The sequence below is a fragment of the Sphingomonas sp. Leaf198 genome (genome assembly GCF_001424005.1).
Lineage (GTDB): Bacteria > Pseudomonadota > Alphaproteobacteria > Sphingomonadales > Sphingomonadaceae > Sphingomonas.
In genome coordinates, this window is sequence record NZ_LMPX01000002.1 from 827,714 (window position 1) to 841,015 (window position 13,302).

At 62.6% G+C, this 13,302-nt stretch carries 14 protein-coding genes; 8 read left to right on the forward strand and 6 right to left on the reverse strand.

Going from position 1 to position 13,302, the window contains the following annotated elements:
• Positions 1–90: 90 nt before the first annotated feature.
• Positions 91–873 (reverse strand): hypothetical protein, encoded by a 783-nt coding sequence (locus ASG20_RS10865; RefSeq protein ID WP_056051888.1) that lies wholly within the window; start codon positions 871–873, stop codon positions 91–93.
• A 191-nt stretch (positions 874–1,064) separates the two neighbouring features.
• Between ASG20_RS10865 and ASG20_RS10870 the strand changes: the two genes are divergently transcribed.
• Together ASG20_RS10870 and ASG20_RS10875 are read left to right on the forward strand one after the other, a co-directional pair.
• Entirely contained in the window at positions 1,065–1,370 is a 306-nt protein-coding gene (locus ASG20_RS10870) for an ArsR/SmtB family transcription factor (protein ID WP_056051891.1), read from the forward strand.
• An 18-nt stretch (positions 1,371–1,388) separates the two neighbouring features.
• Positions 1,389–4,148 carry a UvrD-helicase domain-containing protein gene (locus tag ASG20_RS10875; RefSeq protein ID WP_056051894.1) on the forward strand — a complete coding sequence of 920 codons (2,760 nt, stop codon included), beginning with the start codon at positions 1,389–1,391 and terminating at the stop codon, positions 4,146–4,148.
• A gap of 89 nt (positions 4,149–4,237) precedes the next feature.
• Here the strand turns inward: ASG20_RS10875 and ASG20_RS10880 are convergent, their stop codons facing one another.
• Positions 4,238–4,978 carry a hypothetical protein gene (locus tag ASG20_RS10880; RefSeq protein ID WP_056051897.1) on the reverse strand — a complete coding sequence of 247 codons (741 nt, stop codon included), beginning with the start codon at positions 4,976–4,978 and terminating at the stop codon, positions 4,238–4,240.
• A gap of 369 nt (positions 4,979–5,347) precedes the next feature.
• A complete protein-coding gene (locus tag ASG20_RS10885) occupies positions 5,348–6,115 on the reverse strand; it encodes a hypothetical protein (protein ID WP_156364228.1) in 768 nt (255 codons plus the stop codon).
• Between the two features lie 150 nt (positions 6,116–6,265).
• Between ASG20_RS10885 and ASG20_RS19385 the strand changes: the two genes are divergently transcribed.
• Positions 6,266–6,433 carry a hypothetical protein gene (locus tag ASG20_RS19385; RefSeq protein ID WP_156364230.1) on the forward strand — a complete coding sequence of 56 codons (168 nt, stop codon included), beginning with the start codon at positions 6,266–6,268 and terminating at the stop codon, positions 6,431–6,433.
• A gap of 518 nt (positions 6,434–6,951) precedes the next feature.
• Here the strand turns inward: ASG20_RS19385 and ASG20_RS10890 are convergent.
• Together ASG20_RS10890 and ASG20_RS10895 are read right to left on the reverse strand one after the other, a co-directional pair.
• Positions 6,952–8,073, reverse strand: coding sequence for a hypothetical protein (locus ASG20_RS10890; RefSeq protein WP_156364232.1), 1,122 nt, complete (start codon positions 8,071–8,073; stop codon positions 6,952–6,954).
• Entirely contained in the window at positions 8,066–8,551 is a 486-nt protein-coding gene (locus ASG20_RS10895; RefSeq protein WP_056051906.1) for a hypothetical protein, read from the reverse strand. The genes ASG20_RS10890 and ASG20_RS10895 overlap by 8 nt, the downstream gene beginning before the upstream one ends.
• A gap of 192 nt (positions 8,552–8,743) precedes the next feature.
• On the opposite strand from ASG20_RS10895, the gene ASG20_RS10900 reads away from it, so the two are divergent.
• From ASG20_RS10900 to ASG20_RS10915, 4 genes are all read left to right on the forward strand, one after another.
• Complete coding sequence (locus ASG20_RS10900) at positions 8,744–9,151, forward strand: hypothetical protein (protein WP_201780719.1); 408 nt, start codon at positions 8,744–8,746, stop codon at positions 9,149–9,151.
• A gap of 301 nt (positions 9,152–9,452) precedes the next feature.
• Complete coding sequence (locus tag ASG20_RS10905; protein WP_082470891.1) at positions 9,453–10,025, forward strand: hypothetical protein; 573 nt, start codon at positions 9,453–9,455, stop codon at positions 10,023–10,025.
• Positions 10,022–10,801, forward strand: a complete 780-nt coding sequence (locus tag ASG20_RS10910) for a GNAT family N-acetyltransferase (RefSeq protein WP_056051909.1) — start codon at positions 10,022–10,024, stop codon at positions 10,799–10,801. Before ASG20_RS10905 ends, ASG20_RS10910 begins: the two co-directional genes overlap by 4 nt.
• Positions 10,798–11,568 (forward strand): hypothetical protein, encoded by a 771-nt coding sequence (locus tag ASG20_RS10915; RefSeq protein ID WP_201780720.1) that lies wholly within the window; start codon positions 10,798–10,800, stop codon positions 11,566–11,568. Before ASG20_RS10910 ends, ASG20_RS10915 begins: the two co-directional genes overlap by 4 nt.
• 153 nt (positions 11,569–11,721) lie before the next feature.
• Here ASG20_RS10915 and ASG20_RS10920 read toward each other — a convergent pair whose 3' ends face one another.
• Positions 11,722–12,018 carry a hypothetical protein gene (locus tag ASG20_RS10920; RefSeq protein ID WP_082470892.1) on the reverse strand — a complete coding sequence of 99 codons (297 nt, stop codon included), beginning with the start codon at positions 12,016–12,018 and terminating at the stop codon, positions 11,722–11,724.
• Between ASG20_RS10920 and ASG20_RS10925 the strand changes: the two genes are divergently transcribed.
• On the forward strand, positions 12,017–13,246 hold the full coding sequence (locus ASG20_RS10925) for a DNA cytosine methyltransferase (RefSeq protein ID WP_082470893.1): 1,230 nt from the start codon (positions 12,017–12,019) through the stop codon (positions 13,244–13,246). The two genes, ASG20_RS10920 and ASG20_RS10925, sit on opposite strands and share 2 nt — an antisense overlap.
• The last annotated feature ends 56 nt before the right edge of the window (positions 13,247–13,302 follow it).

A 13,302-nucleotide genomic window follows, 5' to 3' on the forward strand; every position in this document is an offset into this window, starting at 1 on the left:
CTATCTCCTCTTGATGCCGGCGCGCGGGGACCGCAGCGGCGCGACGTCGATCGTCAGCGCAGCCCCGACCGTTCCGTCATCGCCGCCCGGTCAGGCTTGAATCACCTGCTGGATGTCGACGGCGAAGGTCTTGGCTGCGGACGAGGCGCAGTCGTTGCCCATCTGGATGATCATCGCAGCCACCGGGGATGGCACGAGGGCGATCACGAGGGGGGCGGTCGAATGAAGGCCGGTACGGATATCGGCAGCTGCGGCCAGATCGGGACCGAAGCGGCCCACGAGACGGGCGCGGACCTCGTCGACATTCCGCGCGACAGACGCGTGGAAGGCCTGGAGCATGCGGTTGTCCCGCGTTTCGGCGATGGTGGCCGTGTACAGGCGGAGACGGGTCTGGCGGCCGGCGCGATCACGATTCGACCGGCGCCCGTTGCTTGGAATGTTGCCGTACAGATACTCATACTCGTGCTCGTCGAGTCCATCATCTTCGGACGCCATCAGCGCATCGATGGCGGCACGTGACACGTCGAGCCCAAGACCGAGCCCATGAGCCAGCACGCCACGCATGCAGGCATCGCGGTCGAGGCAGGCGTCGATAGCCGCCGCGCCATCGAAGAGCCGGCGGGGCGAAAACATCCATGCCATCGGGTCGTGCTCGACCGCCTCGCGCTGAAAACGGGTCGCGGTCTCGGATGCCACGAGCGCGACGCGGCCGATCGCACGGCGGGTGGTGGTGATCGTCTCATCACCGTCGTCATCGTCGTCGAGAGGATCGGGGAACAGCGCGCCGATCCTGAGCTTGCCCTCCATATGATCCAGGACGGGATCGGCCTTCGGGTTGATGCCGGCGGTACGCTCCGCAACAATCGCATTCATAGCTCACTCCATCGTCGCCGATGATGATGATCTGTCGGGGATGGCGACAGCCACCGACGCCCCCAATATGGAACGGCCACGGAATAATACAACGCTTCGCGAATTATTGTAGTGTTACCAAGTCGTTTACGATACTGGAGAACCGCTTTGCAGGTCGGCGGAGCCAGCCTAGAACATGAGGAGTGGAAAAGATGAACGCCCTGCAGGTTATGAGCGCACTTGCGCAGACCAGCCGTTTCGAGGCGTTCCGTGTCCTCGTCGATGCATTGCCCGAAGGCATGGCGTCGAGCGACATCGCTGCCGCCATCGACACGACGCCGAACACCATGAGCGCCCACCTCGCGATCCTCGAGCGCGCCGGGCTCGTGTCGTCCGAGAAGATCGGTCGCAGCGTCATCTACCGGGCGGAGACTAGCACGGCTGAAGGGCTGAGCGAGTTCCTGGCCCACGCATGTCAACGCGGCAGGACGGCACGCAAGCGCCACCCTGCCGCCTAGGCGCGATAGGGGATACGGATGCTCGGCCGTGCCCGGTCATATCGTCCCGGCATATGGGCTCGGCTGTTCCTAGCCGGCGACTGGAAACTCACGCTCGATCCCCGACGAGACACGCGAATGACACTGGATAGTGCCGAGATTCCGTGTCTTGACGTCACCGCTATCGAGACGACCAGCGCCCTGCTTTGGCATGCAGTCGAAATCCGAAGCTCCTCTGGCGTCGAGACGCTGACCGGCCTGACCGGCAATGCTGCTCGACGTCTGCGGGATGACCTTCACACCTTCGTCAACGGCCATCTCGCCAGATTGATCGACCACGACAAGCATCAACTCCGCGAGGTCGACAGGATCGTCGGTGCCATCGTTGATTCCCAGCGGCAGTATCTGGCTCAATCCGACATCGGTCGCGCCATCGCCGCAGTGCCGGGCAACGCTGCGCGAGCCCTTTCGCATCCCCTGTTCGACGCCGCACTAATGCCCGCAACCGTGCGGCGGCACCTGCCGAGCGCTATCGGCCTGCTGACCGACCCAGAAGCCCGCCGGCGCTACAACGAGGCGTTCGTCATCCACGAGCTGGATGCCTTCGCTCCATTCTTCGACAGCCTCGGTGATTTCCCTCTCTCCGGCGAGCAGCGCGAGGCATGCATCAGGCTGGAGGACAGCAATCTCCTCGTCGCATCGGCCGGCTCGGGAAAGTCTGCGACGATGGTGGGCAAGGTCGCCTACGTCCTCGAGAAGCAGTTGCACGATCCAAGCGAGATCCTCGTCATGGCGTTCGGCAAGCCGGCAGCGGAGGAACTGAAGGAGGGGATCGCCCGGCAACTCGGACTGAAGCCAAGCGAGCTGAAGTGCCGGGTGACCACGTTCCACGCGCTGGGGCTCAGCATCATCAAGGAGGTCGAGGGGCGTCCGCCGCAGATGGTGAACTGGGCCGAGAAGCCCGCGGGCGAGGCACGCTTCGTCGATGACATCATCAAGGAGCTCGTCGACACGGACGAGGAGTTCCGCCGGCTCTGGATCGAAATCCTCCTCCTCTTCCCGAAGGCGCACATTCCGCCGGCCGAGCTCAGGACGGCGGAGGAATACCGCAACTACATGGCCGACAACGACGGCAAGCGCCCCGAGGAGATCGCAACCTACCCGGGCATCTACGTCCAGTCGCTGGAGGAGCAGCGCATCGTCAACTGGCTGTGGCTGCAGACGGTGGAGTTCGAGTACGAGCGCCAGACCGAGACGCGCGACGAGGACGGGACGGCCCGCTGGCTGAAGCCCGACTTCTACTATCCAGCATCGAAGACGATCCACGAGCATTTCGCGATCGGTGCGGACGGGACGTCGCCGTTCGAGAACTACGTCGAGCACGCCCGTCTCAAGCGGGCTGCCTACGCGAGACTCGGCGCCGACCTGTTCGAGACGACGTCGGCGGAGGCAAGCGATGGGTCGCTGTTGGACCGCTTACGCGCCGAACTCGAGCATCGGGAGATCGCGCTGGTCGAACGGCCGCACGAGGAGGTGCTGAAGGCGACCAGGCCCGTGGTGCTGGCCCACTACAAGAAGATCATCGGCGTATGCATCAAGCACATACGGGCGAGCGGCCTGTCGCTGGACATGCTCCTGGAGAAGGCGAAGTCGCTGCACGATCCCAACCGGGCCCAGCGCTTCGCCAGGGTCGTGTCGAAGATCAAGGACGTCTACACCCGCAAGCTGGACGCGCAGCGCTGCATCGACTTCGACTCGATGATTGGGGATGCGGTCAAACTGATCGAGACCGGTCGGTATCGCAGCCCGTTCTCGCTAATCCTCGTCGACGAGTTCCAGGACATCTCGGGCCCACGCGCCAAGCTGATCAAGGCGCTGAAGCACCAGAAGCCGTTCACGAAGCTGTTCGCGGTCGGGGACGACTGGCAGTCGATCTACCGCTTCACCGGTTCGGACCTGACCATCTTCACCCAGTTCGAGGAAAACTTCGGGGCATCCTGGCAGGGGCGGCTGGAAAGCACGTACCGCTGCAACCAGACGCTGGCCGACGCGGCCTCGGCGTTCATCCAGAGGAACCCGGCACAGCTGACGAAGACGGTCCGATCCTCCCGTCCGGCGATCCCGCGCTCTATCCGGGCGATCCCGGTCAAGGCGGGCAAGAACAAGTCGAGCTTCGCAGAAGCATGCCATCAGGTGCTCGACCGTCTTGACTCCTTCCTGTCCGGGAACGCCGGGCATTGGCGGCAACGCGACGGGCACAAGCTGAAGGTGCTGGTGCTGTGGCGCTACAACCTGCTCAATCCGTTCCAAAGCGCATCCCCTGAGTTCGCCAACATCGAGGTGACGGGCAAGTCGTTCCACAGTTCGAAGGGCCTGGAGGCGGATTACACAATCCTGCTCCACGTGAGCGAGGGTGACTACGGGGTGCCGAGCCGTATCGAGGACGACGAGCTGCTCAATCTCGTGATTCCGCGCCCCGAGACCTTCGAGTATGCGGAGGAGCGCAGGCTGTTCTACGTCGCGCTGACCCGGGCCAGTCGCGGCACGTTCCTGCTTTATGACCGAGATCAGCCCTCCCGATACATAGCGGAGCTATGCGATCTCGCCGGCGATGACGTACGGTTCGAGAGCATAGACGGCACGAGGCTCTGGCAGTGCCCGGTTTGCATAACCGGCGAACTGACGGACCGCGTCGATGCAGGGGGAGCGACCTTCGTCGGTTGCAGTCGCCACCCCAAGTGTGAACACCGCCGACCACACACCCCGCCACCCACTACGAACTCGGCCGCGTGCGACTAGGAATTTAGCAAAGGGAACGGTAGCGGATCCGGCGCGGAAGGCGTCCGATGTACCGTCCCTCACCGGCCCATCGGCGTACCTCTGGTTGATCAGGCTTCAGGCTTCCTCGCGCGATCGGTCATCCGTTTCGTATAGGCCAATTCCTCGTCCGGGGTCGGGAATGTCAGCCCGTCCAGGCCATCGATAATGGGACGGAGCTGCTCGATCACGCGAAGGTCGTCGAGCATCTGCAACCGGCTGTACTTATCGGGGTCGATGACGGCGCCGTCGTATCGGTGGAGGGTCATCGCAACGCCCTGGAAGTGCTGCTGCGCGAGAACCTGCAGTTTCTCGTGGCAATTCGAGTACCGGTCGAGCGGGCGGTCGAAGTCCTCGCAGCGTGCCGGGAGCGCACGATGCGTGATGCTCGTGCAATTGATCGTCGGGATCAGCCAGCAATAAATTAGGCGCTTGCGGGCCTGCTCAACGTCACCAGATTCGAGTGCCATCAGCACCAGCGACTTGACCTGGGCGACCGGAAAGCCATGCTCGACATCCTTGAGATCGAGCATCTGACCTGCACGTTCCTCGGTGAAGAACTGCGGGCACTTCTTCCTTGTCCACGGAAGTAGATACTGATCGCGCATGAGATCGCCGACTGCCTCGCGCCGGCGCCGCTGGGCAACACGTGCGAAGGTTGGCACCTTCTCAACGAGCAGGTCGAGGAAGCGGATGTCGGCGTCCAGTTTCGCCGGCAGATAGAGGCCGGCCCAGTCAGCGACCTTCACTCCATGCCAACCGCGATCCAGCTGTTCGGACCAGATGGCCCGGGCGTCGACCGGCTTGTTCACTGGTTCAGCCGTTGCTGTAATCCGGTACGTCTTCTTCGTCGAACATAGTTGCACGTCTCCGTTTGCACTTTTGGGAATACTAATCTCGCGGGACTAATGTTTAGTTATCGCGACGATCACATCCACCTCTTCCCGCCTGACCTCATTACCTCCCAAGCGGTGGTGATAAGGGCGACGTCCAAGCCCGTTCTTGTCCATCCGTGCGACAGCAGGATCATCGGCCAGCCGATCGCGACCATGATCATGAGGACACCCACCAGACGAGTACGCGCACTGATGCGGCACTCATGCGGCACTTGGCAACCCGACTTAAAGAAATCTGAGCAGCGCTCAGCCGAGCGCTTGGGTCCAGTCGAAGTCGGCGGCGTGCTAAATTGCCGGTGGCACTGTTGCAGGGGCAGGCTTGGGCTTCCGAAGCCAGCACGGCGCCTTTTCCGTAACCAGTTTCGGGTTAGGGCCACCACTTCGCCAATCCAGGTCCGCGGAGCCGCCGAGGGCGAGCAGCGGCTCGCGGATTGCACCCCGCCCACGCACGAACGCCTTATAGGCGACGCGCCGGTTATCCTCGTCGAACCAGTTCCAGAGCCGGTACCAGAAACCGCCCGCCTCCCACTTCACCTTCTGCCATTCCGCCTTCAGCAGCCACTGCGAGTGCAGCGTTAGCAAGTCGTCGACCGCGGTCAGTGCCCGGTTGCTGCCGTGACGCGCAATCGAAAGACCCCGTACTAGAGCAATGATATTCTTATCGACGGCACCTTCGGGGTTCAGCTGTAACTGGATGTTGGATGCGAGCTGCGTCGCGCGCTCCAACTGCTCGTACAGCTTGGTCTGATCCACAGCCGCGTTGGTCTTGATCACGTCGCTCGTATCGGTCGCGTCGGTCGTCTCAACAACGTCGGGCATGTTGTGCCGAAAGTTGTAGGTCGAGATCGCACCCTGGAACGTCGATATGCTGGTCCGCAGCTTCTCCAGCCACTTGGACCGTTCCGCGGTGATGCTGTTGATGTAGACATTGCGTCCTGCGACCCACCAGGATGCGAGCGCGCCACCGATGACGCCGAATAGCGGCACCATGGCGAGCGCCACCTTCGACGCGAAGTCGTAGCCGCCGAGGGCGTGAGCGAATTCTTGAAACATCGCCCTGCTTAGCAGCCCCGGTCGCGCTAGGAAGCCGCCTTCGACATCCACATCCTAGGTCGACACCATGTCGGAACTAGTTTCCACGCGCCGGAGCTGCGGTTAACTTCAACCTAGGAGGCTCGCATGGGTGGAGGACTATGGCCAGCCATGATCGCAGCGTCGCTGGCATTGCCTGCGGCGAACGCCTTCGCGCAGGTCCCGCCCGCGCCGTCACGCACCGTGAACGACATCCAGCCCTACCGTGTCGCGACCGCCGCCGACATAAGGTCGGAAAAGTCCGCGGCGATTGAGACGATGTCGACCTCGAGTCGGTAATCATTGCACACGGTCAGCACACCTCTTCTTGCCGGTCGCCATCGTTTCACTAGGTTTCATCAATGGACCCGAGGCCGACACCCTTCAATGCGGACGCGCCCCTCGGCGACCGCCGCGCCATCATCCGGCGAAACCCGAGAGATGGTCAGGAGATCGAAATGGTCGAGGCGAACTGGGGCTCCGACTCCCGGTTCGGCGCTGGTGAGTCATATCGTTCCGTTCGGAGGGGCGGACATTCCCAAGCCATCGGTGCCTGATCGCGGCGTCCGAGTTCCATATCACGGCCCGTGCTACGCGCTACCGCGTCACCCTCGACGGGGAAACTTTTTCTACTTGGCTGGCATCTGGGAGCCGGCGATGGCCGACTGACCTCCCAGCTACAGGATCGTGACCGTTCCAGCGAACCGCGAGGTTGCCCACTTTCGCTTGTTGATGCTCACCTCGATGGAGCCGCGAGATTAAAAGTGACCTTCCCCTGGCGAGGCCGAACATTTACCTGTCGCTCGCCTAGGCGCGGCTCAAGGCAGCTGCAGCCCGGTTAAAGACTGGTATTCCATCCCTAGCTCCCGCCTGCCCGCCTCGACTGACGCGAGCGCGTTCCGCAAATCCGTTGAAAGTGCTTCCTTCGCCTCTGTGTCTAGCTCGTGGTTATCGGCACGCTGCAGATCCCTGATCAGGAAGGCGGCCGCCTCATAAACATTGCGCTCCATCAGGACTGAATTCGCGGCCACGTTTCCTGTGAAGACGGGCACGGACGCGGTCGCCGGGGCGGCTTCCCGCAAGTTCCCGTCCAGCCGCAGGACTGGGCTCACGGACCAGCCCGGCTCGCGTGAACTCGAAGCGTGCACGGGGATGTCAAACTCTGCGAAGTCCGCGTCCGGCAAGATGCATTGCGCGAACGTCGACGCTCCACCGAGCAGCTTGAGCCTCGGTTCATCCACTGCATCGGGCACCAGCGAGAAGCCGGTTAGGTCGCCCATGGTAGAGGATTGGAGCACGCGGACATTTCGGATGTGTCTTAAAGCAAGAAAATCCGACGATATGCTGGTCAGCGAGATGTTGTTGACCAATAACCCAATGGCGCTTGGCAGACCAATATAGAACTCGCCGAGTCCTTGTAACGCAAGCCCGCGCATCGGCGGCCCTTCGGGATACCGCTGAATAAGCAGAAGTCGATCCTTGCGCCCGAGCCGACCGTTTATGCGGAACTTGGGCGCGCCTGTCCTGAACTCTTCGCCGACCTGCTCTATGAGCCAGAGCCATAGGCCGATCCGCACCTTGTCGAGCCAGTCGAGCATCGCATAGATGTGCGCGTCGGAAAGATCTTCACCGCCCTTTACCGCAAGATAGGCCTCCTTAGCTCGGGCCTCGAGGTCGCTATCCGCATCGTTGCAGCCCTTGCACACCTTCAGCCCAATGCGGCTCATCGCGACCTTCCGCGAGATCCCGGGCAATTCCACCTGCATGTCTCGACTGCGGAGATCCGCCTCCCTGACCAGCCAGGCCGGGATGATGTGCTCGAAATTGCGCTTCTGGCCGGCGAAGGCGGCGCCGCAGAATATGCAGCTCTTCTTCGTGGACGTCATCACTGTGCCGACTGGATCGGGGGCGGAAGCCGCTGCGTGGGAGGCGTCACTCATGCGTCGGTGCAATCCCTGGCGATGCAGCTCCATCCGGCGAGCCAAGCCTTGCCGACGCAGCTGCCAGTATGTCGTCGTCGAAGCGGTTGCGATGGCGAAGGGCCACCGCCTCGAACGTATGGTCTTCCATGTCGCGCTCCATTAACATGCGGAACCCGTCAGATGGCGTCCCCCGAACGAGGTCTGCCACGGTCTTGGCCTCGCCGTCACGGGCGACCTTCTGTCGCGTCCGGCCGAGCATGGTCGTCTTTCCGCGCTCATCCTTCAGCGCGCCTTCTAGGGCGTAGATGCTGCGCCAAACGTCGTGCTCCAGAGTACCGGGTTCTGCGGATGGCATTACCGAGTACAGCTTCAGCGATGCCGCGCGTTCAATGTCCGTTTCGCCCAGACGACGCGCGTTGGCCGCCATTTTCTTAAGCTTCTCCGGATCTGAGCAGTCCGTGATCAGTGCAAGCGCCCTGCTGATGTCGGTCAGCATGTATCCCCCCCGTGTTCGCCTAGCTATCCGAGGCACGGTTCTGAGCGGCCGCGCCGCGCGGCGCAACGAGCAACCGCTGCCAGTGCTGCTTTAGAGTTCGTTGTTTTATTCAACCGTAATCCGATCGGATGTCTTTAGAAGGTCAGAAGTTCTTTCCGGGGGAGACCGCCACTGCTCGGCAGATCGCGGATCTTGCTGACTCCCCACCGACAGGCGGCCGATGCCCTGCTCGGCGTTGGGCGAAGAGGTGATCCGATAACCCGCGCGCCATACCGGTTCGTAGCTATCCACGCGATCGAGCTTTATCTCGACGCCCTGTTGCTTGCGACTGGCCGCGAGGCTGTGGACCTCCGGCGGATGCACCATGACATTGCATCCCGTACCCAGCTGGCGATCAGCACACGCCTTATCCTGCGGAAGCGCACGATGGCGCATCTGATGGCGCTGTCCGAGCGGCGGGAGTATCTCACCACACGATACGATCCGGTCGCGACCGAAACTACCGAACTGAATAGACTTACTGCGACGCTGGCCGAGGTCGCCGAGAAGGTGACCGCCATCATAGAGGACGCCAAGCCAAGCTCTAGACTAGACCAATGACGGCACACGCGGTCGCCAAGCGAATGTTGACCGGCAACCTGCCGATCCACCCAATCTTCGTCACCGATCGTCAGGGTGACGCAGGATTCGCTGCCGCGATCCTCAACCGTTGCTGAAGCGACGCATAGCCATGCGATCAGGCCCCGCCAGAGCGCGTTCCCGGATGGCGGCTCCCATCATCTCGCTAGGCGATCGCGGACGCTGTCGAAGGACTGCCTCATGGACTTCTAACGGCACGCGCTATCGCGTATCACCGCGTCGCGCGTCGGCCGAAAGCCGAAGCGCGGCGGCGGAAGCCGCGATGATCCTCGACCGGGAGAGAGCCTTGAACCAGCACCAATATTCCCATCTGATTTCGTGCCTTCACGACCAGGACGCGCCCGTTGGGGCCATTGGACGCGGCGCACACCACTCTATTTTCCGTAGCGTTCAGTGGCACACGTTAAGCGGCGAAGAGAGCAAGCGCGGCCGACTGCACGACTTCGCGGTCATATGGGACGAAGACCACGACGAGCGCATCATCGGGGTGATCGAGCGGCTGCACCTCGCGGGCCTGCTGTGGCCAGTGGTCTTCATCGGTGAGCGCAAGGGCAACATGACGGTCCTTCTCGCCCACGGCGCGGGACCGATCGAGCTCGACGAGCCCGGCTATGTCGAGGCGGTTGGTGCCATCGTCCAAGACGTCGATCACGACGTGTGGGATGTACGATTCGGGACGTTCCACCGTGACCCCGCGAACGACGGCCGACTGACCAATGCCGCCGGCATCATCGCGGATGACGAGCCGGTCGTCGTTGCCTACCTGCAGTCTATCGACATCCTCTGGCAGCTGGGCGAACGAGGGCGTACCACCTTCCCAGGGCTTGCGGCGTGACCCCAGCTACGCCCAGCGCGGCGGATGTCGTTAAGAGCACCGACGCTGATCGCGACTTCGTTCTCGATTGGCTGCAGCGCGAACACCAACAGCACGGTTCGGGGTTCTGGAGCAACCGCAACATCATCGCGCGAGCGCACGATGATGGCGAGCTTTGGGTGATCCGTGAGAACGATCAGGCTGTCGCCTTCCAAGTCGGAGATCACGCTGCGGACATCGTATCGGTGCGCCATGATTGCCGCGGCGGCGGTTATGGCACCGCCCTGTTCCAGGCCTCGCTCGAACGTGCAGTGCGCGACGACGTCAACGTCCTCGAGGGTCAGTGCGCACCCGAGACATCGCTTGGTTTCTGGAATCGGATGGGCTTCGAGCAGTATGACAACTGGCGCAGGCCGGACGAGCTGCGAGTCCGACGGGTGCTGCCGAAGGCCTTCCCGCTACCGCCCGACCTGCCGCGAGCGACGGTAACCGTATCATTCCTCCCCGAACGCGCCCTCTACTCGGCGGGAGAGACCGTTACTCCGATAGCGACATATGTGATCGAAGGAGCAGTTCGGCCGGATGGGTCGGTGATGCTATCGCGACGCGCGCTCGGATTGGCGGACGACGAGCCAGACAGTCATGACCTAGCGGTCCGTATCGAGATAGACGGCAACGAGCGGATACTTGCCAAGGGCAAGTATGCCGGTGCTGCGGGGGTGAAGCACGACTGGCGCGGCGACGCGTTCTTCGTTGATATCGTTATGCCGCTGACAAGTGATGAGGCCCAGAGATGATGCCGAATGAAGCCGCAGGCCGGCGTATCCTCGACCTGAAACGCCTCGTGGCAGAACGTTTCACCGCCAACAATTGGTTTGAATTAGGCGCGCTTACCAATGCGTTGGACGCCGTCCGCAACCATGGGCGCCTGCTCCGCGCATTGCAGTGGGGGGACGCAGATTACGAAGGCGCGGTCTTCCAGGTATTGCTGGCTATGGTCGAGCGCGATCCGGGCAACCTGAAACGCATCGCCGACTATGTGGACGGTGGTGTCGATGGCGGTGGCGAGAACGCATCCAGTTCCGCCGGCAGCGGGCGCCGGATCTACATCACGCCGTCGGTATTCGAGGTCCCCGCCGATCAGCCTGACCCCAGCTTGGTAGCGGTGATGATGCCATTCGACGTCCGGTTCGACGCCGTCCATGCAGCGATCCGAAAGGCCGCCGCCCAGGTCGGCCTGACCTGCAAGCGCGCCGACAACATGTGGGAGAACAGTGTCGTCATCCAGGACATTTTTTCCCTGATATACCGCTCGACTATCGTGGTGTGCGACTTCACCGGCAAAAATCCGAACGTGTTCTACGAGGCAGGCATCGCCCACGTGCTTGGCAAGCACGTCGTGCCCATCACCCAGCAGCCGGACGACATTCCCTTCGATCTACGGCATCACCGCTACAGCACCTATCTCGCCAACGGTGAAGGGCTCGAAGTGCTGACCGGCACGCTCGCCGAGAGGTTCGCGACATTGACCGGGCGCCCCCCAGCGCGGCCCTGGAGCGTTTGACGGCGAGGGACCTGCACTAGCTCAAGTGTCCGCAACGATAGTCATAGTCATAGTCATATTCATGGCGGTCGTCGAGTTGGGCGCACTCCATCGTGGGTCTGCCCAATCAGATCAGTTGCCACGGGGGCTTCGGCGCCAACGGCATCAGGCGCATCATGCCGGGCCGCTCCGCGACACCCGATCGATGAAGTCCGCGACCGCCTCGGCGAGATCGGCATCGCGCGCCGCCAGCCGTCCCGCGCCCGCGCTGATCCGATCCGCTAGACCTCGCGCCCTTGCTTCGGCGCTCGCGCGCTCAGCGGGCTGCAGTTTGGAATATTCCAGGACTTTTCGAATGCCGGCGTTGATCCTCTTGAAGGTGCATCCGTTGATCTTCGCCACGTAGCTCTGTGTAAGCCCGGTCGCCGCCGCGATCTGCGTCTGGGTAGGGCGCGGATTCTCGTCCAGCATGGACCTGATCGCCTTCTTCGCTGCCGCCAACTCGCTGCCCGATTCCGCCACCATGGCCCTTCCATTTGGAATATTCCTGTCTTATACTACTGTCATGGTGGCGATCAAACGAAAGCTGCGGGTGGTTGAGCTGTATGCCGGAACCGGCCGCAGCATCGAGCCGTACCGCTCGCGCCCAGAGTTCGAGGTGGCGCTTCTTGCCGACCTGAGCCACAAGGCCCGGGAGACCTACCTCGCCAATCACGAGGGCAGCCCTTACGCGCTGATCGATCTCAAAAACGCGTCTGCCGCCGAAATCGAGCGCAAGGCACAGGGCAAGATCGACATCCTCCTCGGCTGTCCGCCGTGTCAGGGTTTCAGCGAGAGTGGTCGGCGCGAAACCGACGATCCCCGCAATGACCACATCGTGAAGTTCGCGCGGACCATCCGGACGCTTCGCCCGCTCGGCTTCGCAATGGAGAACGTGCCCCTCGCCGCCATCTCGGAGCAGTTCGCGACTTTCCGCCGTATCATCGAGGGCGCGGGATACGAGATGTCAGCGGCCGTCCTTAACGCTGCCGAATATGGCAGCGCACAGGCTCGACAGCGCCTGGTGGTCGTCGGCCGGCGTGGCAGAGGCAGCGGGCTGTCCGTGTCGTTGCCTTCCCCGACCCATGCACCCATCGGGAAGTATTTCGACTATGCGCTCGGAAAGGTGCGTGATGCCGAGGATCGCGACGATGCCCTGCTCGGCACGACAAGCAGTGCCCGGCGGGCGGCCCCGGTCCTCGACACGACCTTCCACCGCGACATCAACATCGTGCTACCAACCCCAAAGCTGTCGGACACGATAGGCGACCTGCCAGCGACCGGCAGCCCGGGTGCGCTCGCGCTCGCCCACGTGCCCTACGCCCATGGGCCAGCGATGCTCGCACAGATGGCCACGGTGCCTGAAGGCGGCCAGCTCGACACGGGCGGACGCTATCATGGCGCAGCCTACGGCCGGCTTCACGGCGACGGCCTGGCCAAGACGCTGACCCGCTACTTCTCGAACGCAGGGAGCGGGCGCTTCTGGCACCCAACCGCCAACAGATCGCTAACAGTTCGCGAAGCTGCCCGACTGCAGGGCTTCGAGGACGATTTCTCGTTCCCCGGTGGCGCCGCCGAGGCGAACACTTGGATGATCGGTAACGCGCTCGACAAGGCTCTCGCGGATACGAGCTTTGACGCGCTGATGAGGTTGCTGTGAGCGAACGTTAACCAAGCCTATTGCGCTTACTAACACTAACGCTTATCTTGTTAGCT